The following is a 22,354-nucleotide window of genomic DNA, read 5'->3' as shown; positions in this document are numbered from 1 at the left end:
CAACACGAAGTGTGCCAAGAATACTCTACATCTGCGAGGGACGTGTGACTAGATGGCTTAGAATTAGAAAGATAGATGTGGATAAGGTGCCTATAGCTAGTGCATATGCCACCCTATGTAGCGGATCGGCGCTTATCATTAAGGTGGCAGCAAGGGTGACCACTATGCCAAGTATCCAGCTCAGGGATGCAAGCCTGGTCCTGGATTTAGCAAAGAGCACCTGGTTCATGAACTCATTGAACAGGTAGCATGCGGCTCCCAGCGCTAATACAGTCAGCAACCCTCTGCTAAGCCTGTATTCTGGCTTGTACATAAGGGACATAGCGAAAGTTCCCATTAGCCAAAATCCTGCTACAAGGATACCGCCCATTGCTCCAAGTGCTAAAGCAGCTATCTTTACGAAATTGTTGAATTTTCTATGATCACCTTTGGCTATCATCTCGCTTAAGTGGGGGAGCAAATTGCTCATTACAGGGCTTAATACGTATTGAGGAATCCTGGTCAGAACCAAACCTGCGAGTAGCAATCCTGCTTGTGCTTGAGCGTTAGGTCCTCCAAGAGCACTTATCATTATAGGTCCGCCGTTAGCCAGTAATTGGGCACATGCCATGCAGATCAACACTGGAGTAGCAAACCTGAACGCTTTACCAATGCTAAAGTGCTCTGAGCTGCCGGCTTGTGGGACGTCTATCTTTGTTCTGACCAGTAGCACGCTGAGGAAAGGAGCTATGGCTATTCCGATACCTGGAGCTGTTAACCCTAATCCTATCAACAGCAACCCTACGCTAAGCAGTAGCCGACTGCAGGACTCAGTAATGAACATCAATCCTACATGAGAGAATTTCTTGTAACCACTAAGCACACCTCTTTTGAAGTAACTAAAAGAATACCCAGCTACTGCCATTATGAACACAGCAGTAATGATCGGTTTGTGGGCAAATATTCTCTCCGTCAGTAGCGGAAATGTAACAAGGGTTACTAGTATGAAGATCGCTAGAACTATATATTGAAGGTGTCTAACACTTCGTAGTACTGGCAGCCAGCTTTCGGCTTTAGCTTCTCTTTCTGGTATGTACTTGGCCAAAGTCTGGGTGATACCTATCCAAAGTATCTGAGCCACCAGAAAGGTTGCTGACCATAAAGTAGCTATAACTCCATAGTCCTCTAGCCTGAGGAAATAAGCGGATAGTATTTGAAATCCGTAAGTAAAAACACCAGTTATTCCCAAAGAAAGCGCCAGGTAGATTGACCCTGCTCCTACCCCCTGGCGCGAAGAGATAAGCTTTTGCCCTCGTATCTTCTCTACTATAGGTATGCTCAATTGAATGTTTAAAAACCTCCAGAATATGCTATCTCAACCAAGTTTGTACTATCACACGCAGTACACCGAGAGGGTATCTTAATCTCTTTGGCTTCTTGCTCTCTCCTTCTGCCCTCTTGAGTACGGAGATTGGAACCTCCATTAATCTCAGCCCCTTCTTGGCAGCCTCTATTATCATCTCCGTAGTATGGAACTGCTCCTCCTTGAGGTGTAGCTTCTCAAGGTCACGCACTCTAATAGCTCTGAATCCGTTAGTGCAATCTGTAACCTTGAAACCTATGAGTATAGAGATCATGCGTGAGAAGAAGACTACCCCAGCATGGCGTATGCTTCCTCTCTCTTCATAGTACCCATAGAAGCGCGAGCCCCATACGAAGTCTGCTTGGTTGTTGATTATCGGTGTTACCAAGCGTTCTATCTCTTCTGGTCTATGCTGACCGTCTGCATCCATATTGACTACAATATCTGCACCGATCATCTTGGCTATATCAAAGCCCGTCTTGTGAGCAGCGCCCCCGCCACAGTTGATTATGTGCGTAGCTACGCTGACTCCGGCCTTGCGGCTGACCTCTTCAGTTCTATCTGTAGCTCCGTCTACTATGACTAGGGTGTCTAGTCTGTACCCTAGCAACTCAGATGGAATTCGTGGTAACACAGTTTGTATGGCCACTTCCTCGTTGTAGGCAGGGATAGTTACCAGTATCTTGCCTTGATTACCGGAAGCCGCGTTGCCCGTTTCTCGATTGGCAAAGCCAAACTCTTCCATATACTTTTGCTTTGCCAAGGCCCTGATAGTATCTATATTGCGCATGTTTATGGATCTTATCTGGTTCAGAGCGTAGAAGAAGAGCCCAAACAACAGGAGGTTTGTAAATACCAGTATGGCGAATAGCCTATTCTTCAGCCCAAACGCTGACATCAAGATATTGCCTACAGGAGGAAATATCGAAACAGTGGCAACCCCCGCAGAAACTAATAGTGCTAGGGTTAGGTCAAACCTGGTCCATTGCCCATTGCGATATTTGGATATACCGTAGTAGGCAAACAGTACAGCTACTAGTACTCCTACTATTCTTACGCTATATAACATCCTAAGTAGAAATCCCCCTTGTAGCGACAAAAGAATATGTCGAGCTAATATTATCAGTTAATGTTTTGCCCTTACCAGTAAGACGGATTGTTAATTTACGCAACTATTATAATCTATTTATTGTATACCTTTTCAGATGAACCTGATTGCTTATAATGGCGTTAAGTATTTGAGCTTTCTACTGGGGGTGAGAAGCTGTTAGGAAAGACTGAAACCATTGAGGAGAGGGACAAGTACGATAAAGTTCGTAAGCCCTGGACTGCGGCTAGGGTCTCTCCTAACTACAACAAACTGGCTTTTTGGGGGGTATTAGTACTCTCATTACCGCCTTTGCTCTGGTTTGCCCACTCCTGGAGGGTACCGCCTGATGCTTCCTGGTACTTGCTACACGGACTGAATATCATAAGTGGTAAGGGGTATGTAGATATCCAGGGTGACCCACAAGTCGTTCGTGGCCCTGTGTTTCCTGCTTTTTTGGGCTTCATCATGCTTCTGCTGGGCAAGAATATAGACCAGCTGGCTTGGGCAGTGAGATTGTTTGCGCTGCTGAATCCCCTGCTTCTCTATCTTTTGATAAAGAGGCTGCTTGGGACTAGAGAGGCGTTAGTGGCTGCTCTCTTCCTAGCTTACTTTGGGTATACAAGTACTTTATCTCAGGCTTTCAACATAGATGCCTTCCTTCTTACTGAGTACCTGCTCACCGCCTATTTGGTACTGACTGCTGTTGATCGCAGATCTAGCTGGTTAAGTCTGCTTTCGGGCTTTATGCTCGGACTGATGATCCTTACTAAGGAAACCAGCATAGTGGTTCTCCCTACAGCTGTAGTAGCCGCCCTTCTTCTGGGGTGGACTCTAAAAGATGTGTTGCTGCACTACTTGGGAGTGCTAGTTATATGTGCCCCTTGGTGGGTGTGGGTGTGGAATGTAAGTCAAAGCGTGTTCCTGTTAGGTAAGGTTCCAGTCTACTTTCTATATCTAGTGGTAGCGGTATCTCTAATTGCCGTTATGGTATTCTACTTGGCTTACAGATTGGGGGTGTTTCATAAGCTAGCGATATATTTGCAAGCTAATAGGGAAAGATGCGCCTGGGTTCTTGTAATTGGATGGACGCTTGTAGCTTCTCTAGCCATGTTATCCCAGGTGAACGACTTGAGAGTAGATCAGTCTACTGCAAAGTATCTTGTCAACCAGGTAATGCGTGGTACGCCTCTGTGGTATGTCCTTCCACTAGGTGGGTTGTTCGCCATATGGAAGTCCATAAAGGGCAGCAGAAACTGGGCATATTTGCTTGCAATGGGGATTCTATGGGTGCCGGTTTCTCTGGTTGCTCTTGTGATGGAGATATCCATCAGGCAGTGGATGATCCAGCAAGCATTAGGTTATGCTTCCCTAGCCGGCCTGTACATAGCTGCTCCAGAATTCTTTTCCAGACTAAAGGATTGGGACTGGAAGATAGTCCTGAAAGGTATACCTTCTAGATCACAGGTCATAGCTTTCGTGAGTTCGCATTACCTACTCAACTATGCTCTTACCTGCGTACTTATACTTTTCCTTATATGGGGAACCGGAGTACAAACCAGGATTCTGGCAAATGGCATAGCTTCTAATACTGCTAATGACAATCCAGTGGCCACCGATATAAATCCTGCCGTGTTGGATATGAAGAATTGGATTGATCAGAACATCCCCAAGGGGGAAACCATACTTGCGACCTGGCAGTACTCATATCAGCTAGCTTTCCAGGATGACTTCAAGCATAAGTGGAAAGCTTTCAAGATGAACTGTGCTTCTGGCCCGGAGTCTATATCTGCATCTTCATGCAGATTGGATATACAGGTAACTCCTGTCTGGCCGCCGACACAAATACCCTTCTGGATGCATATGGATAATGCCTGCAGGCCAACCATGGTCACTTTCTCTGATTTGATCAGGGAGATGAAGAAGGATGAAGCTTCTTATCTTCTTATGACGAGGCAACAGGATTTTACGGCAACTAACTCTTGGACTCCAGCATTAGTTTCAAGTGGAGCTTTTGAGCTGATGTATCAGACCTTTGTTAGAAGAGGGTCTCCATCCAACCAGATATCGCTTTCTATGCTGAGGATAACGGGTAGAGAACCTAGAAATCTGCCAACGCAGATGAGTGCGGAGAGCGTTATAAATCTAGCTCAATGCGAAAGGCGGAGAGTAGGTGAGGACAAGTACGTACAGTCCATCAGGTCTATACTCCCTTATGGTATATGGCTTGTAAGTGATCCCAATGACAACACTGCTTATTCAGCTGAACGTGAGAGGGAAGCGAGGGAGATCATAGAGTCTATATATGGCTATCTGCCTAAGATGCCGTCACAAAACAGCTAGGCAAGCACGAGCATTATAGCTCGTGCTTGCCTTAATTGGTTATCTGTTATGTTGGCCGTACCGCTCCCAATGTACGATCTCAGATAGAGGCTTCCTTGGCTGCTCTCTCCTGGGTCTATTCTTCCTGACCTCGTAGTCAGGGTAGCCGAGAGATATAGCTGTCCTAACAAATTTATTATCTGGTATGCCCAAGGCGGCTTTCACCTCCGATCTACCGTTTTCGCCGAACCATCCTATGCAGCCTCCTACTCCGTGGGCCCAGGCTGCGAGCATTATTCTCTCAGCAAGCCTTCCCTCATCATATGTTTCGTGTTCGAAACTCTCTCCAGCCATAACCAGTACTATACCAGTGGCAGCTCCAGCTAGATGTCCAGCGTGCCCTTCGACGGTAGCCAGCTTCTTCAATGTGTCTTTGTCTCTTATCACTATGAATTCCCAGGGCTGCCTGTTCACTGCACTACCGGACCATCTTGCTACTTCCAGTACATCGTCTATGACATCATCCGGTATCGGCTGCGGTGTAAACTCCCTTATGGCTCTTAGACTCTTGAGAAAGCTTATCTTATCGGAAGCAGTGGTCATGTTTTGATCCTCCTTTCACAACGTTTTATATGTGATGTCTAACTTAGAGCTTCCAGCACTCCTGATTGGAGGTTCTAGGGCAATCTTTGCACGACAATGCAGGTTGTTACTTGCCTTCAGCCACTTCAATCTACCCATGATACTACTTCTGTAACAGACCAGCAGACTTGTACAACTCTAGCGTTAGTGCCAAGCTTCTTCTTCCCTCTGAACCGTCTATTGAGGGGTCCCTATTTTCTTGGATTGCAAGAATAAAATCTCTAAAGAGCCTAGTATGGTTCTCTGTGCTTATTCCTCTTGGATCTGCTGCTGCACCTGCAGAGGCGTTCTCCGCAACTCCCGGGGCTTTGACCCGAGCCTTACTAGGCTCGGCAAGCTCCCATCGGCGTATGCCTTCTCCTTCAAGCTGTATGCCACCATGAGTACCGTATATCTCTACGGTGTGTGGAAATCCTGGAGAGGTAGTGGTCGTGGCTGTTATTGTTGCCATTGCCCCATTGCTGAACCTTATAATCCCCACGAGTGTATCTTCAACCTCTATATCCCTACTTAAGGTATCGGCATAGGCGCTTACCTGTTGGGGATCTCCCATGTACCAAACTAGTAGATCAACCAGGTGTATACCTTGGTTCATGATAACGCCACCTCCGTCAAGAACCCATGTACCCCTCCAGGCTGCTTGATCATAGTAGGTTTGAGGGCGAAAATATGGGATCTTGACTAATCCTAAGGTCAACCTTCCGAGATCACCAGCATCTATAGCCTGCTTGACTGCTTGAAAGGTAGGATCCATACGCCTTTGAAGTACTACTCCTAGTTTCACTCCCTGAGATCGAGCCAAGTCTATCATTGAGTCAGCATCTTCCAGGTTTAGAGCCATTGGTTTTTCTACCAACACGTGCTTTCCTGCCCTCATAGCATCTAAAGCCTGGGATGCGTGTTGACCGCTAGGGGTACAGATAGTTACTACATCTACATCGGGATGGGCTAGCAGGTTTTGTACAGAGATGCAGGGTACGCCAAATTTGGTGCTTATCTGTGAGAACTTGGAAGGATCGTAATGTCCTATAGCTATCAGCTTAGCTCCCAAATCCGAGTTAGCTTCTATCGCTTTCTTGTGATATTCGGCGATCATACCTGCCCCTATAATGCCGAAACCCAAGGTACGTCCAGGCAATTGGATCCTCCTTTTTTCGAGATACTATTACCTCAAAGTTTGCAAGTTTTTCGCTGTGATGGTCAATAACCCGGACCGCATATACTGTTCCTGCAGGTAAGTCTTTGAGATAATGTGCTCGAAGACCATTAGAGAGGAGGGGCCAAGTGCCAAAGATTGCTTTCATAGGGGCAGGCAGTGCTGTTTTTACGCGCAATCTGTTGGGCGACTTACTAACTTATCCGGAGCTTGATGGCAGCACCATATCGTTAATGGATATTGATGCTAATAGATTGAAAGCTGTAGAATCCCTGGCAAAGAAGATGGTAGAGCAGGAAGGCTCTAAGATGGTAATAGAGGCTACCACGGACCGCAGCCAAGCGCTTCAAAACGCGGATTACGTGGTGATAACTATCCAGGTAGGAGGGCTCAAAGCTTACGAGCTCGACATAGAGATCCCTAGAAAATATGGGGTTGAGCAGTGCGTGGGAGATACTATTGGCCCTGGTGGTGTATTTAGAGGGCTACGTCACTTGGCAGTAATAGAGGAGATATGCAACGATCTGGAAGAGTTAAGTCCTGATGCTTTGATACTTCAGTACACCAATCCCATGGCTATATTGTGTTGGGGTATTAGCTCTATGTCATCTATCAGGTTCGTAGGGCTTTGTCATAGTGTGCAAGGCACTTCGGAGGAGCTGGCGCACATAGCAGGAGTGCCCTACGAAGAGTTATCTTATTGGGTGGCCGGTATAAACCATATGTCCTGGTTTCTAAGGTTGGAGCATAAGGGGCGTGACCTTTATCCACTGTTATTTGAGAAGATGAGCGATCCGGATACTTATGCTCTTGATCCAATTAGGTTTGACCTAATGAAGCACTTTGGTTATTTCGTAACTGAGTCCAGTGGGCATGCTTCCGAGTATTATCCTTATTTCCGTAAGAGACAGGACGTGTTGGAGCAAACCTTAGCCAAGTTCACCCATCCTAGGCATGGTTGGTTCAAATTTGGTCAGACGGGAGGTTATCTCAAGCATTGCTTCGAAGTTGCAGACCATTATTACGAGGATATAGAAGATCAGCTCAAAGCTGACAAGATAGAGATCAGGAGATCCAGAGAGTATGGAGCACAGATAATCCACTCCATAGAAACTAATACCCCGAGAAGAATCAATGGGAACGTTACCAACTACGATCTGATAACCAACCTGCCTTACGGTTGTTGCGTGGAAGTACCATGCTTGGTGGATAACACGGGCATCAATCCATGTTATGTGGGGGATTTACCGCCTCAGTTGGCAGGTTTGATACGTACAAACGTCAATTTGCAAGAACTTGCGGTGTTGGGTCATATACATCGGGATAAAACTCTTGTGAAACAGGCGATCAAGATGGATCCGCTCACCGCAGCTGTGTGCTCACTGGAGGAGATCGATAACATGGTCGATGAGCTGTTTGATGCTCAGAAAGAGTGGCTACCCCAGTTTGATTAGGAAGACATTAGAGTGGCATCCAGGTTGCGAACTCTAAGGCTGACGAACAAGTTAGGAGAATGTTCAATGCCTGGTATAGAAGAACTACGTAAAAATGACATGATGGCACATTTGATAGATTCACTGGAATCGGGGAAGGATATAGGACACTATGGAAGGTTAGTCTTTGTCATGGTAGCTAGATACTTCTTATCTGAGGATGAGATAGTACGACTGCTTAAGAACGATCCCGACTTTTCGGAGGAGGATGCCAGAAGCCTCTATAAACAGGTTGTATCAAGGGGTTATAACCCTCCGAAGAGGGAAAGGGTACTAGAGTGGCAGGATCAGCAGGATTTCCCTATATGCCCTAATCCAGAGGATCCTGGTTCTTGTAACGTCTATAAAGATCTAAATTTTCCTGAGGAAGTATACGAACAGATCAACGAGTATTATGATCAGAAAACAGAGTCGTAATTGGTGGGAGTTATGTATCTATGAGCGATGAGGTGTTCTCTAGGATAGATGCCAGTAGCCATAAATATCTTGAAGACCTCAAGGAATTTCTAAGGATACCAAGCATCAGTGCGCTGTCGGATTACAAGGCAGAGGTAGCTAGATGCGCCCAGTGGTTGAAGGAGCATATGATTACGATCGGTCTTCAGAAGGCAGAGGTGATCCCTACATCTGGGCATCCGATTGTGTATGGTGAGTGGATGGGGAGCGACTCTGGAAGAACAATACTAGTATATGGGCATTATGATGTTCAGCCTCCAGATCCTCTCGACCTTTGGCAGACTCCTCCTTTTGAACCCTCAGTAAGAGAGGGCAGGATCTATGCGCGGGGAGCTGTCGACGACAAAGGTCAGGTCATGATGCACCTAAAGGCGGTGCAGTCTCTTTTGGAGGAGTATGGGAAGCTTCCTGTCAACCTGAAGTTCATTATTGAGGGGGAGGAGGAGATTGGAAGCCCCAGCTTGGATGAGTTCCTGGTTCAAAATAAAGACAGATTATCATCTGAAGCGGTTGTTATAAGTGATACTGGGTGGATAGCTCCTGGGGTGCCGTCGATCACGTATGCCCTGAGAGGACTATCCTATATTCAAGTCGACGTCTACGGTCCGAAGTCCGATCTGCATTCTGGCTCTTATGGTGGAGCTGTTATGAATCCTGCTGAGGCAATAGCATGTATTATAGCCTCGCTTAAAGATGATAAAGGAAGGATCAAGGTAGATGGATTCTATGATAAGGTAGTTGAATTGACTTCTCAGGAGAGAGAAGAATTCTCAAAACTACCCTTTGATGAGGAATCCTTCCGTCAAGCTCTTGGTGTAGATCAGCTGTATGGCGAGGAAGGGTACAGCACACTTGAGAGGCTATGGGCAAGACCAACTCTGGATGTAAATGGCATATGGGGTGGATTTACTGGGGAGGGTTCCAAGACAGTTATACCTGCTGAGGCCCACGCTAAGATAAGTTGTCGTTTGGTACCGGATCAAGATCCTGAAGAGATCTCAGATCTTCTGGAGACGTACATACGCAAGATAACTCCTCCAGGGGTGCGCGTTGAGATTCAGAGGATGCATGGAGGTAAACCGGCTATAGTGCCTATCGACCATCCAATTAACCAGGCAGCTGCTAGGGCTCTAGAGAAAGCTTTTGGTAAGAAAGCAGTTTTTATCAGGGCAGGTGGCACCATACCGGTGGTGGCTAGCCTAAAGGAGATCCTTGGCTTACCATCTATCCTTATGGGTATGGGGCTGCCTGATGAAAACGCTCACGCCCCTAATGAGTGGTTCTTGCTGGATAACTTCTACGGAGGGATTAAGAGCGTTGCAGCTCTATGGCTAGATCTAGGTGCGGCCTGAAATACTATTGTCATGGCATAGAATCAGCTAACACCTCCTTAGGACAATTATCTGAGGAGGTGTTTTTCTATGTTGATCCTGGCCAGGAACTGGTGGTCTCTTGTTCTAAGAGGTGTCATTGCTATTCTATTTGGGATATTAGCCTTTATTTGGCCTGGTATAACAGTGCTAGTGTTTGTTGCCTTGTTTGCTGCTTATGCCATCATAGATGGTATCCTGGCTATCATCTCGGCGTTTCGTGACTCTAGAAATTGGCTAGCTCTTGTAATAGAAGGTGTTTTGGGATTAGCGGCTGGTATAGTTGCTATCTTATGGCCTGGGATAACAGCTTTGGCTCTGCTTTATCTTATAGCAGCTTGGGCAGTGGTCACAGGTATATTTGAGATAGCAGCTGCGATACGCCTTCGTAGAGAGATTTCCAATGAATGGTTGCTTGGGTTAGCTGGACTGCTCTCTATAGTTTTTGGGATAATCCTCTTCTTATTCCCTGGTTCTGGTGCACTGGCGGTGGTCTGGATTATAGCCTCGTATGCGATACTGTTCGGCATACTGCTGATAGCGCTAGGACTAAGACTTAGGAGTCTTTACAATTCTCTGCGAGCGGCTTAGTGCAACCTCTTGCCTATAACCGGGGCTTCCTGTTACCCTCATGTTTGCAGGGAGCCCCAATGCAGTCTTAGTGTTTATGGCAGTTTGATTAGTGTGCACAAAGATAAGTTTGCCTAAGAGGAGAGAGTGATGGAGATTCTAGCTCATTACATAGCCGGTGAGTGGATAAGTAGTACCTCTGAGGAATATAAGGATGATGTAAACCCCTCTGATTTCGGTCAGGTGTTGGCAAAGATTCCTTTGGGGGATGAGTCTACCGTACAGAGAGCTGTAGAGGCGGCTAATAACGCCTTCAAAGGCTGGAAGCATACGCCTGGCCCTGGTAGAGCAGAGTTTATGCACAGGGTAGCTAACTTGTTAGCCCAACATCGCCAAGATGTTGCACGAGTTGTAGCCTTAGAAGTTGGTAAACCTATAGGAGAGGCCCTAGCAGAGGTAGATAGAGGAGTAGTTATACTCCGCTATTATGCAGAAGAAGCGGTGCATCCAATGGGGAGTGTTATTCCGTCACAGGTCCCTGGGAGTCTCCAGTTTACAGTGCGTGAGCCAGTAGGTCCTCTGGGAGTGATTACTCCCTGGAACTTCCCGGTGGCTATACCGCTCTGGAAGATATCACCGGCCATTGCTTTTGGAAATACCGTTGTCTGGAAACCAGCAGAGACATCCTCGATGGTGGCTGTGCACTTGATGAAAATATTTGCCGAGGCTGGACTCCCTCAGGGAGTAATCAATCTTGTGCTGGGTAGTGGGTCGAAGATAGGCAAAGCACTGGTAGCCTCCGATGGAATAAGGGCTGTTACATTTACGGGCTCAGAAGGCGTTGGTATGGGTATAGCTCAGCAGGCTGCTCAGCGTAACATCAAATATCAGCTCGAGATGGGAGGCAAAAACGCAGCTATCGTGCTTCCTGATGCGGACCTGCGATTGGCAGCAAGGCTAATAGCTTCAGGAGCCATGAGGTATGCAGGGCAAAAGTGTACTGCAACGAGTAGGGTAGTAGTGGTAGCTGATGTGATTGATAGCTTTATTGATCACTTGACTGAAGAGGTGAAAGCTCTGCCTGTTGCGCCAGCAATAGACGCCAATAGTGCGGTTGGCCCGCTGATATCAGAAGATGCCCTTTCCAAGGTCAGTTATTATGCTGATGAGGGGGCAAAGTCCGGCGAGGTAGTTCTAGGTGGGAAGAGGGCCCAGGGTTCCCTCTTGGATAGGGGTTATTTCTTCGAGCCAACAGTAATTCGTAACGTCTCTCCTGATGCAAAAGTTGCTCAGGAGGAGATCTTCGGACCTGTACTTGTGGTGCATGAGGCCAAGGGTCTGGATGACGCAATAAATATTGCCAACAACTCCAGATATGGGCTGAGTGTATCTATGTTCACTAGAGACATAAACGCTATACTCTCCTACATACCGAATATAGAGGCTGGGATGGTGAGAGTTAACGCTGATACAACTGGCGTGGATCCACACGCTCCCTTTGGCGGGATGAAGTCTTCAAGCTCACATTCTAGAGAACAAGGTCCTGCTGCAGTTGAATTCTTTACAGATACAAAGACTGTACAGATAAATCCAGTAACCGGATAGAGAGTTATGGTTTATTCAGAGGATGAGCTTTACGGTATGCACCCTCAGAGGGTATTCCCAGGAAGCGCTTCAGCTGTGGCTTTCCCGCTTGGGGGTATTGGCACAGGTAATGTCTCACTAGGAGCCAGGGGAGAGCTGAGGGATTGGGAGATATTCAATAGGCCAGCTAAGGGATTCTCTCTCCCCAACACTTATTTTGCTCTGTGGGCAAGACCTGAGGGCGAATCTCCAGTTACCAAGGTCTTGCAATCTCTTCCCCCTCCGCCTCATACCCAGTCTCATGGCTACCATCCTACTAGTGGTTTAGGGCTTCCACATTTTACTTCCACGTTATTTCGAGGTGAGTATCCTATAGCTTGGGTCTATTTCGAGGATTCTGATCTGCCTATAAAGGTTACTCTGGAATCCTTCACCCCTTTTGTTCCTCTGAATGCTGAGGATTCTGGCATACCGGGAGCGTACTTGATCTACAGGGTGGAGAATATATCTCCTAAGAGGATAGATGTGGCCATAGCTGCATCTATTACTAATCCTGTGGGTGAAGTAAGGCGAGACAGATTTGGTGGTTTCTCTGTAGAGAGAGGGGGTAATGCCAACGACTTTCGACGTCAGGGCCGTATATTAGGTCTGTTTCTTCGCTCTAACAGCTACCCTCTATACGACCTTAGATATGGAGATCTATCCCTGGTAACTATGAATAGCCACGTGACTTTCAAGCGAGTCTGGCTTCCCTCCAGATGGGCTTGCGATTCGGTTGAGGAGTTCTGGAGGGATTTTAGCACTGATGGCAAGCTGGAGGACTTGGGAATAGAAGATCCATCCGAGGAGGGACAAACCTATACAGGCTCGATTGCTGCTATGGAGACAATAGCTCCGGGCGAAGTAAAGGATTTCGTTTTCATACTTTCATGGTTTTTCCCTAACAGGATAAAGAGTTGGGATAGTGATGCTGAAGACCTTGAGGATGTAGAGATAGTTAGAAATCACTATTCCAGAAGATTCTCCAGTTCTTGGGACGTGGCAATGCATCTTGCCAGAAGGTATGACGAGTTAAGATCTATTACTCTCAGCTTTCATGATGCTCTGTTCAATAGTACCCTTCCTACTCACGTTATAGATGCAGTAGCTAGTAATATCACTGTTCTGCGTAGCCCTACTTGCTTTTGGCTTGAGGATGGTAGCTTCATGGCATGGGAGGGGTGTTTTGATGATGCCGGGTGCTGTGCTGGGACTTGCACTCATGTCTGGAACTATGCTCAAACTGTAGCCTTCTTGTTCCCTGATCTTGAAAGACTTATGAGGCGTAGCGAGCTTCTGGTTGAGACCAATCAGGAAGGGAAAATGAACTTTCGGGGTTTGACTTCCTTAGGCCAGATTTGGGACCACGAGGCGGCGGCTGACGGTCAGCTGGGGACAGTGATAAGAGTATACAGGGAATGGAAGTTTTCAGGGGATGATGCTTTCCTGAAGGAACTATGGCCTAAGGTTAAGTCTGCCGTCAATTATTCTTCCCTATACTGGGATAAAGACCAGGACTTCATTCTTGAAGGTAGACAACATAACACTTACGATATAGAGTTCTACGGTCCTAATCCACTCACTGGGATTTTGTTTCTGGGAGCCCTTAGAGCAGCCGAGGAGATGGCAAAGTATCTAGGTAGTGAGTCTGCAAGTTCCTATGCACAGGCTTTTGAGGCTAGTTCTAAAAAGCTGGATCAACTGCTGTGGAATGGAGAATATTACATCCAGAAATTGGATGATCCTAATGAGCATCGTTATCAGCATGCTAGCGGTTGCCTTTCTGATCAGCTTTTTGGTCAGACATTGGCTAGCTTAACCGGGTTAGGATATTTGCTTCCCAAGGAACACATTAGCAGGGCTCTGGAATCTATATTTGCTTATAATTTCAAGCCTAACTTCTGGAACCACACAAATACACAAAGAGTATACGCTCTTGGAGATGATGCTGGATTGGTAATGTGTACCTGGCCTTTTGGCGACAGACCGTCTTTCCCGTTCCCATACTCCGACGAGGTTTGGTCAGGGACGGAGTACCAAGTTGCTACCCTCATGATATATGAAGGACTGCTTGATGAGGCGCTAACGATCATCAGGGCTACGAGGGATAGATACGATGGCTTCAAGAGAAACCCGTGGGATGAGGTAGAGTGTGGTCATCACTATGCCCGTTCGATGGCAAGCTGGGGATTGCTCATAGCCCTCAGTGGTTTTTATTATGATGGGCATAGTAATACTATGACTTTTGATCCTAAGATCAATAAGGAAAACTTTGCCTGCTTTTGGAGTACTTCTAAGGCTTGGGGGACTTTCAGCCAGACAACTGATCCACAGACCGGCAATATAATTCCTCGTGTAGAGGTTTTATATGGTGATGCTCAAGGCATGAAAGTGTTAGCATGTGGTCAGGAGATAAACTTGTAGGTGCAGAGGAGTAATGTAATGGGGCTGTCGGAGGAGATAAGGGAAGCCATAGTACCGGATGGTATGGTGTCTATATGGTGGTTAGGCCAGGCCAGCTTTGTGTTAAGGACCAATGATCAGACTATCTATATAGATCCTTTTTTGTCAGAATTTGAAGGCAGGCTTATCCCACCTCCATTCTCGCCAGAGGAGGCCCCACCAGCTAGCGCTGTCTTAATAACACACGATCATATAGATCATTTGGATCCTGAAACTATCCCAGGGTTGATAAAAAACTCCCCTGAAGCCAAGTTTCTTGTTCCAAATCCTATATCCAGCCAACTGTTAGATATAGGTGTTCCATCGGAGCAAATAATAGGTGTTCAACCAGAGGATAACGTATCTCTGGGTTCTATAGCTGTTCATGTGACGCCTGCTATGCATGGGGAGTCGTTTCCTCCTTATGCCTATACATTTGGTGATCCCCAAGAAGGCTATAGATTTGTAGGTTACGTGTTGGAATACGGCGATACTCGTATCTATCATGCTGGTGACACCATAGTCTTTGATGGCTTAGCGGATATGCTCAGAAAACTGAACGTTGATGTGGGACTTCTCCCTATAAATGGGAGGAACTACTTCAGGGAAAAGAATAACTTGGTAGGGAATATGGACGAGCGCGAGGCAGTAGAGCTCGCGGCCGAGGCGCATATAAGCACCATAATCCCCATGCATTACGATATGTTTGAGCCAAACCTGGGCAGGCCAGATGCTCTAATATCTTACCTTCAGAGGTTTCATCCTGAGATAACCTGTGTATTCCTAGCAAGGTTCCAAAGGTTTAACTACTTCAAATCTCCACAAAAATTACCTGAGGTACAGTAGGCATGAGCTCCATCGAGGATACACGACTGTTCCTGAGAAGTCTAAATTTGCCTCCAGGTGACCTTTACGATCTTCCTACTAGCACTAAGAGGTTCCCTGATGGAGCACAATATAGAATTGAGATTCCAAGCACAGAGGGCCCTGCGTGTTTGCATGCAGTAATAGAGGAGGCTGAGCGTCTTGGAGTAACCATACATAGGGTATCTCAGGGTAGCGGGGTTCTAATGCTAACAGATGATGAGATAGATGAGATGGCCTCATTGGCTTCTGCCAAAGGTATGGAGGTGAGCCTATTTGCCAGGCCTAACGCGAGCTGGGATACTAGTGCCATGAGTCTTGCTAGCGCAGGTGGTGTAGTGTCTCCACGTGCGCGAGGTCAGGATCAGCTCATCTATTGTCTAGAGGATATCAGGAGGGCTGCAGACCATGGGATAAGGAGTGTCCTGTTGGCTGATGAAGGTGTGCTGTGGGTCGCAGCCAAAATGCGCTCTGGAGGAGAACTCCCAGCAGATATGCAGTTTAAGATGAGTGTGATGATGGCTTCAGCCAATCCAGCATCAATCCGTCTTATGCAGGATCTAGGAGCTGATACCTATAATATCCCCACAGACTTGACCCTTCCTCAGATAGCAAGTATACGTGCAGCCGTGGATATACCGCTTGATATATATGTGGAGGTACCTGATGATGTGGGAGGCTTTGTCAGGTTGTATGAGATTCCTGAGTTGATAAGGATCGCGTCTCCGGTTTATATCAAGCTGGGATTAAGAAATGCCCCAAATATATATCCCGTAGGCAAGCATCTGGAATCCGTAGCTGTTCTAATGAGCAGGGAAAGGGTGAGAAGAGCCAAGATAGCTGTAGATATAATACAGCGGTACTATCCAGATGCCGTGCAATCTGCTGCAGGAGCCAAGGGATTGGCGGTACCTAGAAAACCCTAATATCAATATCTCCGCAAGAATTAGTCTCCAGCCCGACCAAGTGTCTCGCTGACTCACCTACGCTACCATATATAGCCTTCCCATCTGGTTTATGGGCAGAAAATCGTTCCCTTATATCTGGGCAAAAGAATTGCTGACCTATTTACTTGGATAGATTTTAGTGCTATATTGCTGCGGACTTTTGATGCCGTAGTTTCTATATTTTCATAAGGAGGTGTAAGTGTGCGCAGTAAGATATCTATCTTAAGTATTTTCCTTATATTTGCATCCATTCTGTTCATTGCTTGTGGTGGACAAGGAGGTACTCCTACTGCCAGCACAGGAGGTACTTCTCAGTCTCCAAGTCCTTCTCCTGCAGCTTCAGCACAACCCACGCAACCTGCCAATCAAGGAAGTAGTGCTGGAGAGAACAAGCTTGAGATATTCAGCTGGTGGACTAACCCAGGAGAGGCTGATGGTTTGAAGGCTCTATTTGAGATCTTCAAGAAGCGTCGACCTGGTGTTGAAGTAATCAATGCTACGGTTGCTGGTGGTGCAGGTACCAACGCGAAGGCTGTGCTCGTTACACGTATGAGGGGTGGCGATCCTCCCGACAGCTTCCAGGTTCACGCAGGACAGGAACTTATCGGTACGTGGGTGGTTGCAGGCAAGATGGAGCCTATTACCGACCTCTTCAAGCAGGAAGGTTGGGATAAGGTAATGCCTAAGACCCTTCTAGATCAGATAACGTACAAAGGGGAGATATATTCTGTACCCGTGAACGTCCACAGGTCGAATATGTTGTGGTACAACATCGAGATATTCAAGAAGAATAACCTACAACCTCCAAAGACCATTGACGATTTCTTCAAGGTGGCAGAGAAGCTCAAAGCTAAGGGTATTACTCCTCTTTCGGTAGGTGGCAAGGATAAGTTTGAAGTGCCACACCTCTTTGAGAGTGTGCTATTGGCCACATTCGGACCGGAGGATTATCCTAAACTTTTCAAGGATCCCAGCATGTGGGAGAACGATCCTCGCCTGGATAAGGCTATAGACACGCTCAACAAGATGTTGGACTATGCTAACGAGGATAGGGCTTCTTTGAGCTGGGCTGATGCCGCACAGCGTGTTATAGATGGTGAGGCTGCAATGACCATAATGGGTGACTGGGCTGAGGGATACTTTATCAACAAGGGAGCTAAACCTAATAAAGACTTTGGATGGGCTCCAGCTCCTGGTACCAGTGGCTCCTTCCTATGGCTAAGCGACAGCTTCGGTTTACCCAAGGGAGCTCCTCATAGAGAGAACGCCATAGAGTGGCTCAAGGTCTGTGGCTCCAAGGAAGGTCAGGATGCCTTCAATCCAAAGAAAGGGTCGATTCCAGCTCGTACAGATGCCGACAAGAGCAAGTATGATGTCTACCTGCGCTGGTCAATAGATGAGTTCAAGAGAGATAAGCTTGTTCCTAGCATAGTCCATGGAGCCGCAGCAAACGAGGCGTATATGACTGATTACGATAATGCCCTTAACCTGTTCTCTGCTAACAGAGATAAGGAAGAGTTGAAGGGAATGCTCTTGGATGCTGCGAGTGAGCTACAGTCTCAGTAGTTGGTAGGTAGGGGCTGGGAGTTTATCCCAGCCCCCCTGTTCAGGAGGTGAGTATGGCAGAAGCTACTACTTCAGTCGTAGAGAAGTCTGCAGAGAGAGCCGCACCTAAGAAGTCGCTTCAGCTCAATGAGAAGCTGATTGGTATCCTGATGATTTCTCCGTCTGTTATCGCTATTGCAGTGTTTGTCTATGGCTTTATCGCCTGGACTGGTTGGGTGTCGCTCAGTAGATGGAGAGGTATCGTAGCTGATCTGAGTTATGCTGGCTTCGAGAACTATATAAATGTCTTCAAATCTTACAGGTTCCAAACGGATATCAGAAATACGATAGTCTTTACCCTGTTTTTCCTGTTAGGTTCGCTGGTAATAGGGCTTCTACTGGCCATGTTAGTTGACTCAAGGGTGAAAGGGGAGTCTTTCTTTCGTACGGTGTACTTGTTCCCTATGGCTCTATCTTTTGTTGTAACAGGTACTGCTTGGCAATGGCTCTTCTCTCCCGGTACTCCACAAGAGCCTCATGGCCTGAATCAGCTGTTCCACATGTTTGGCCTACATGTATACCAGAACTGGAGCACTACATCCTATGTGTGGCCGGGAGGCGGTTGGCGACCAGACTGGCTAAGGATACCTGTAGGCATTCCTGTGGCTATGATCCCTGTTATAGTGGCTGCCATATGGCAGATGTCCGGATTCACCATGGCTATGTATCTTGCAGGGCTAAGAGGCATTCCCGAGGACCTAAAAGAAGCCGCGAGAGTGGACGGGGCTAGTGAGTGGCAGATATTTAGAAAGATAACTCTTCCTCTGTTGCAGCCCATAACTCTGAGCGCAGTGATAGTCCTGGGTCATATATCTCTCAAGATCTTCGACCTCATAATCACGCAGACGGGTGGTGGTCCTGGTTTCGCCACGGATGTGCCTGGCATATACATGTACGAAACCACGTTCAAGAGCAACAAGTATGCTGAGGGTGCAGCTGTTGCGATAATTATGCTCTTACTGGTTTCGGTGCTGATCATTCCCTACTTGATATACAACATGCGATCGGAGACTGAGAGATGAGTACCAAGCCTATGCAGTTGCCAAGAATTAGATATTCGCGGATCATCATCTACCTGGTCATGATTGCATTTGCGGTTTTCTACCTGTTGCCAGTGTATTTGATGCTTATCACCGGAATGAAAAGCTTTGAGGAAGTTAGCATAAGCCGTATGTGGGCTCTGCCATCTTCCCTTAGCTTTGATAGCTTTGCTGCCGCTTGGGAACGGCTTGATGTAAGCTTCCTAAACAGCATAAAGCTCGTTATACCTGCAACTGTCATCTCCAGCGTCTTGGGCTCCATGAATGGCTATGTGCTTTCTAAGTGGAAATTCAAGGGAGCAGATACTATATTTACGGCCATACTTTTCGGAATGTTTATTCCTTACCAGAGCATACTAATACCCTTGGTCCTAACACTTCAGAAGATAGGACTTTATGGCTCCATCCCTGGATTGATACTTACCCATGTGGTGTATGGAATACCGATCACTACGCTAATATTTCGTAACTACTATGCGGGTATACCTGGAGAGCTGGTTGAGGCTGGCAAGGTGGATGGTGCGGGATTTTTCGGCATATATCGACATATCATATTCCCGCTATCCGTCACTGGCTTCGTAGTGGTGGCGATATGGCAGTTCACATCTATATGGAATGAGTTCCTGTTTGGGTTAATAATCACTAATTCTCCAGAGCAACGGCCTGTGACCGTAGCTTTGCAGAATATAGCAGGAAGTCAATATACGCTCTGGAACGTACAGATGGCAGGGGCTCTACTTGTAGCTATTCCTACTCTGGTGGTCTATGTACTTCTAGGACGTTACTTCCTGAGAGGTCTGCTATCAGGTGCCCTGAAGGGGTGATCCTTGGCAGCACGGTAAGCTCATAAAGAACAGGGTGCCTACTGTCCAGACCGTAAACCAGCAGGCTGCTATCAAGAAAAGCAGCCTGCTGTATCTTTGGCTGTAGAGCTGAGTTATAGATAGCAATGCCAAGGCTGGCAGTAAGTACCATGGGTATGCTGTGTAGAAGCATACGGGCAGCAAGAACATGAAAGTACCCCATATCAAAACTTCTTTTCTATAGCCCCTTGCTTTTCCTAGCAGTAATTCAAAACCCTTTCTAAGGCTCCAGTACACTAGCGCCAAGCTGGCCAATGCCGAAGTGGTCGCTGCCCAAGGCAATGCGAACTTTCTAAAGAACATTATCGCTACTACTGCCAAGGGTATGAGTCCTGATGGACTAAACCTCTCTGAGGATAGAAAACCAAAGGTTTCAGCTCCATGCCAGAAAGGATAGTAAGTGATGAATGCTAATATAGCAGCTACAATTAGATACTTAGCTAGCTGGAATACTTTGCTGAGTAACTTAGATTCTTCTTGCATGCGTGCCGCTACAAAGAACCCTAGTAGAGGAACTGTAGTGGGCTTTATCAAAGCAGATGCACATAACGCCAAATACCCTGGTAGCTTCCTGTTACTAATCAGCAGTAACACTGTAAGTACCAGTAGTAGTGCTATGAAGGCATCTAGGTGGGCGTTTACCGCTGCTTCTACAAGCACTATTGGGTTCATTGCGTATAGCATGGCGGCCTTATGTGAAGGCTGTAGCGAGATCTTGCTTGATATCTTTTGAATTAGGAAGGCCGATAGGAGAACAGTGCTGCCACACAGGATCTTGAAGGTAAACGTCGAGGCAAAGGGGCCTGTACCAGATATGAACACTACAGCACCGCATATCACTGTCCAGATAGGCCCATATGGAAATGTAAGAAATTTCCAATCAGCGTAACCATATAGAGGGCTTGCTGGCAGAGCTGATGGTGGAGTTGAATATGGGTTCATCTTGTAAATAGATGTCACTTCTCCGGAGATGGAGTAGTAGAACACATCTCTAGAGGTTACAGGTGGGGTTAGAACCGCTAGTAGCGTTACGGCAATTGCCAGTATCCAGTTCTCCCTGCTGTTCTCGTAACTGAGAGTTCTTATCTTAGCTATGTAGCTGCTCCACAGACACAGCATGATCAGTATGTGTGATATTCGGAACAGCATGGTCGTCATTGGGATGTAAGGAGTGTGCAGAACAGCCCTGTACATTTCGGATATTTGGGCAGCGGGGTGCCCTGACGGAGTATTAGAGTAGAGCAGTAGTAGGAAGAAGTATGTGGGGAGCAGCGTCCTGCTTAGGAGGGTAGTTACACTATCTCCCCCAAACCTAGAACTGATTCTAGGAAATCTAGATTCTCTTAGTAATTCACGACTTGTATCTACAAACATGCTGCTTTATGGTAGCAGTTTTAGCAGCTTTCATGCCCCTAGTTTGCAGGTAATCTCTCTGGCAGAGTCAGCCTTGCTACTCCTATACGCGTGTCGGCCATGCCATAGTAGATGTCGTATTGTCCATTGCCCCTATCATCGATACCTGTGGGGAATACTACGTGAGGTACGACTCCACTTTTCTCTTCGTCCATTTGAGGTTCCAATATGGGGCGATCAGTTCTGAAAATTGTCTTTTCAGGATGTTCCTTGTCTAGGAATAATAATCCCGCACAGTACTTTCTGCCGGTTGTTGAATCCCCAGACTCTGAGACACCGTGATACACGTGCATCCAACCGAATTGGGTCATTACTGGTACAGTGCCTCCACCTATGCGCAGACTCTCCCATTCGTACTCAGGGTCAATTACTACCTTATGCTTACGTACTACTTGAAGTGCTTTGAGGTCTTTGCGAACTTCTTCCAGGGAGCAGAAGGAAACCCATATACTAGGTCTAGGATCCAAAATAGTCTTAGGTACATCCTCTTCGTCATATACTGGACGGTGAAGTACAGCTAAGGACTCCTTTCCATCAGGATCTAGTACTGGTAGGGGGAAGTAAGCTGCGTCTTTGTTGTGATAGTCATCAAAGTCGACTAGGTATACGGGATCTGGGTCTGGTTCGAAGTTCAGTAACCCAAGCCTCTCCCAGTGAAAAAGATCCTCGCTTACAGCAATAGCTATTCTCGGCCCCCCTGGGCCCCAAGCTGTGTAAGCCATAACGAACATGTCTATGGCTTGTATATAAGTGACCCTTGGATCTTCGCATCCCCCAGTGTTTTCTTCGGGTCTGAGCTCATACCATTCTTTGGGCTCCAATGCGTATCCCAGCCTTTCGACTGAAGTTGGTAAACCATCATCGTCGAATATCACCCGTGCTATCCCCACGCGAGAGTAGTTTCCTCTTCCTACTACGCGCGGAAATAAGTACAACTCGCCATCCCTGCCTCGTACAGCAGCCGGATTGAGTACTCCTTCCACTTCCTCAGGGATGTTAGGGTCTGGAGACATGATAATGCCTAGTCTCTCAACCTTGAACAGTGTTTCTTCTTCCAACATGTGGAGCTCCAAAGCGAGATTTTATTTGGTGCCATCGAAATTATTGTACATTCTGCTG

General features: G+C 46.9%; 18 protein-coding genes. 12 read left to right on the top strand and 6 right to left on the bottom strand.

Features of this window, described 5'->3' with window-relative positions; translation table 11 throughout:
* Window positions 1-25: 25 nt before the first annotated feature.
* Complete coding sequence (locus TTER_RS01105) at window positions 26-1,321, bottom strand: lipopolysaccharide biosynthesis protein (RefSeq protein WP_012874178.1); 1,296 nt, start codon at window positions 1,319-1,321, stop codon at window positions 26-28.
* Window positions 1,322-1,349: 28 nt separating this feature from the next.
* Window positions 1,350-2,411: a DUF2304 family protein gene (locus tag TTER_RS01100; RefSeq protein WP_012874177.1), complete on the bottom strand. Its 1,062-nt coding sequence runs from the start codon at window positions 2,409-2,411 to the stop codon at window positions 1,350-1,352.
* A 459-nt stretch (window positions 2,412-2,870) separates the two neighbouring features.
* Here TTER_RS01100 and TTER_RS01095 point away from each other — a divergent pair, with 459 nt between their 5' ends.
* Window positions 2,871-4,772, top strand: a complete 1,902-nt coding sequence (locus TTER_RS01095) for a glycosyltransferase family 39 protein (RefSeq protein WP_277422776.1) — start codon at window positions 2,871-2,873, stop codon at window positions 4,770-4,772.
* Between the two features lie 39 nt (window positions 4,773-4,811).
* Here the strand turns inward: TTER_RS01095 and TTER_RS01090 are convergent, their stop codons facing one another.
* Window positions 4,812-5,354, bottom strand: coding sequence for a nitroreductase family protein (locus TTER_RS01090; RefSeq protein ID WP_012874175.1), 543 nt, complete (start codon window positions 5,352-5,354; stop codon window positions 4,812-4,814).
* Between the two features lie 142 nt (window positions 5,355-5,496).
* On the bottom strand, window positions 5,497-6,531 hold the full coding sequence (locus tag TTER_RS01085) for a Gfo/Idh/MocA family protein (protein ID WP_012874174.1): 1,035 nt from the start codon (window positions 6,529-6,531) through the stop codon (window positions 5,497-5,499).
* A gap of 146 nt (window positions 6,532-6,677) precedes the next feature.
* Here TTER_RS01085 and melA point away from each other — a divergent pair, with 146 nt between their 5' ends.
* The 11 genes from melA (at window position 6,678) to TTER_RS01030 (ending at window position 19,783) form a co-directional block, all read left to right on the top strand.
* Window positions 6,678-8,003, top strand: coding sequence for an alpha-glucosidase/alpha-galactosidase (gene melA / locus TTER_RS01080; RefSeq protein ID WP_012874173.1), 1,326 nt, complete (start codon window positions 6,678-6,680; stop codon window positions 8,001-8,003).
* A gap of 66 nt (window positions 8,004-8,069) precedes the next feature.
* Window positions 8,070-8,459, top strand: a complete 390-nt coding sequence (locus tag TTER_RS01075; protein WP_012874172.1) for a hypothetical protein — start codon at window positions 8,070-8,072, stop codon at window positions 8,457-8,459.
* Window positions 8,460-8,479: 20 nt separating this feature from the next.
* Window positions 8,480-9,850 carry a dipeptidase gene (locus TTER_RS01070; protein WP_012874171.1) on the top strand — a complete coding sequence of 457 codons (1,371 nt, stop codon included), beginning with the start codon at window positions 8,480-8,482 and terminating at the stop codon, window positions 9,848-9,850.
* A 69-nt stretch (window positions 9,851-9,919) separates the two neighbouring features.
* Window positions 9,920-10,459, top strand: coding sequence for an HdeD family acid-resistance protein (locus TTER_RS01065; RefSeq protein WP_012874170.1), 540 nt, complete (start codon window positions 9,920-9,922; stop codon window positions 10,457-10,459).
* Window positions 10,460-10,588: 129 nt separating this feature from the next.
* Window positions 10,589-12,043, top strand: coding sequence for an aldehyde dehydrogenase family protein (locus TTER_RS01060; protein WP_012874169.1), 1,455 nt, complete (start codon window positions 10,589-10,591; stop codon window positions 12,041-12,043).
* Between the two features lie 6 nt (window positions 12,044-12,049).
* Window positions 12,050-14,485, top strand: a complete 2,436-nt coding sequence (locus tag TTER_RS01055) for a GH116 family glycosyl-hydrolase (RefSeq protein ID WP_012874168.1) — start codon at window positions 12,050-12,052, stop codon at window positions 14,483-14,485.
* Window positions 14,486-15,349, top strand: coding sequence for an MBL fold metallo-hydrolase (locus TTER_RS01050; protein ID WP_148211859.1), 864 nt, complete (start codon window positions 14,486-14,488; stop codon window positions 15,347-15,349). It abuts the gene before it with no gap.
* Window positions 15,350-15,351: 2 nt separating this feature from the next.
* Window positions 15,352-16,293 carry a U32 family peptidase gene (locus tag TTER_RS01045; protein ID WP_012874166.1) on the top strand — a complete coding sequence of 314 codons (942 nt, stop codon included), beginning with the start codon at window positions 15,352-15,354 and terminating at the stop codon, window positions 16,291-16,293.
* 222 nt (window positions 16,294-16,515) lie between these two features.
* The gene (locus TTER_RS01040; protein WP_012874165.1) at window positions 16,516-17,880 is read left to right on the top strand and encodes an ABC transporter substrate-binding protein; all 1,365 of its coding nucleotides are present in this window, start codon (window positions 16,516-16,518) and stop codon (window positions 17,878-17,880) included.
* A 53-nt stretch (window positions 17,881-17,933) separates the two neighbouring features.
* Entirely contained in the window at window positions 17,934-18,941 is a 1,008-nt protein-coding gene (locus TTER_RS01035; protein ID WP_012874164.1) for a carbohydrate ABC transporter permease, read from the top strand.
* A complete protein-coding gene (locus TTER_RS01030) occupies window positions 18,938-19,783 on the top strand; it encodes a carbohydrate ABC transporter permease (protein ID WP_012874163.1) in 846 nt (281 codons plus the stop codon). Before TTER_RS01035 ends, TTER_RS01030 begins: the two co-directional genes overlap by 4 nt.
* On the opposite strand, the gene TTER_RS01025 is transcribed toward TTER_RS01030, so the two are convergent.
* Both TTER_RS01025 and TTER_RS01020 read right to left on the bottom strand, forming a co-directional pair.
* Complete coding sequence (locus tag TTER_RS01025) at window positions 19,763-21,196, bottom strand: MptA/MptB family glycosyltransferase (RefSeq protein ID WP_012874162.1); 1,434 nt, start codon at window positions 21,194-21,196, stop codon at window positions 19,763-19,765. The genes TTER_RS01030 and TTER_RS01025 overlap by 21 nt on opposite strands.
* A gap of 38 nt (window positions 21,197-21,234) precedes the next feature.
* Window positions 21,235-22,296 carry a glycoside hydrolase family 130 protein gene (locus TTER_RS01020; protein ID WP_012874161.1) on the bottom strand — a complete coding sequence of 354 codons (1,062 nt, stop codon included), beginning with the start codon at window positions 22,294-22,296 and terminating at the stop codon, window positions 21,235-21,237.
* Window positions 22,297-22,354: the final 58 nt, after the last annotated feature.

Source organism: Thermobaculum terrenum ATCC BAA-798, from assembly GCF_000025005.1.
In the GTDB taxonomy this organism is placed as follows: Bacteria; Chloroflexota; Chloroflexia; order Thermobaculales; family Thermobaculaceae; genus Thermobaculum; species Thermobaculum terrenum.
The sequence above is the reverse complement of the archived record's forward strand: the minus strand, read 5'-3'. Positions and strand labels throughout refer to the sequence as shown.

Excerpts from the sequence above, each read along its gene's own strand:
- TTER_RS01100 (WP_012874177.1), bottom strand. The coding sequence starts at position 2,411 with ATGTTATATAGCGTAAGAATAGTAGGAGTACTAGTAGCTGTACTGTTT.
- TTER_RS01090 (WP_012874175.1), bottom strand. The coding sequence starts at position 5,354 with ATGACCACTGCTTCCGATAAGATAAGCTTTCTCAAGAGTCTAAGAGCC.
- TTER_RS01075 (WP_012874172.1), top strand. The coding sequence starts at position 8,070 with ATGCCTGGTATAGAAGAACTACGTAAAAATGACATGATGGCACATTTG.
- TTER_RS01070 (WP_012874171.1), top strand. The coding sequence starts at position 8,480 with ATGAGCGATGAGGTGTTCTCTAGGATAGATGCCAGTAGCCATAAATAT.
- TTER_RS01065 (WP_012874170.1), top strand. The coding sequence starts at position 9,920 with ATGTTGATCCTGGCCAGGAACTGGTGGTCTCTTGTTCTAAGAGGTGTC.
- TTER_RS01060 (WP_012874169.1), top strand. The coding sequence starts at position 10,589 with ATGGAGATTCTAGCTCATTACATAGCCGGTGAGTGGATAAGTAGTACC.
- TTER_RS01055 (WP_012874168.1), top strand. The coding sequence starts at position 12,050 with ATGGTTTATTCAGAGGATGAGCTTTACGGTATGCACCCTCAGAGGGTA.
- TTER_RS01045 (WP_012874166.1), top strand. The coding sequence starts at position 15,352 with ATGAGCTCCATCGAGGATACACGACTGTTCCTGAGAAGTCTAAATTTG.
- TTER_RS01035 (WP_012874164.1), top strand. The coding sequence starts at position 17,934 with ATGGCAGAAGCTACTACTTCAGTCGTAGAGAAGTCTGCAGAGAGAGCC.
- TTER_RS01030 (WP_012874163.1), top strand. The coding sequence starts at position 18,938 with ATGAGTACCAAGCCTATGCAGTTGCCAAGAATTAGATATTCGCGGATC.
- TTER_RS01025 (WP_012874162.1), bottom strand. The coding sequence starts at position 21,196 with ATGTTTGTAGATACAAGTCGTGAATTACTAAGAGAATCTAGATTTCCT.
- TTER_RS01020 (WP_012874161.1), bottom strand. The coding sequence starts at position 22,296 with ATGTTGGAAGAAGAAACACTGTTCAAGGTTGAGAGACTAGGCATTATC.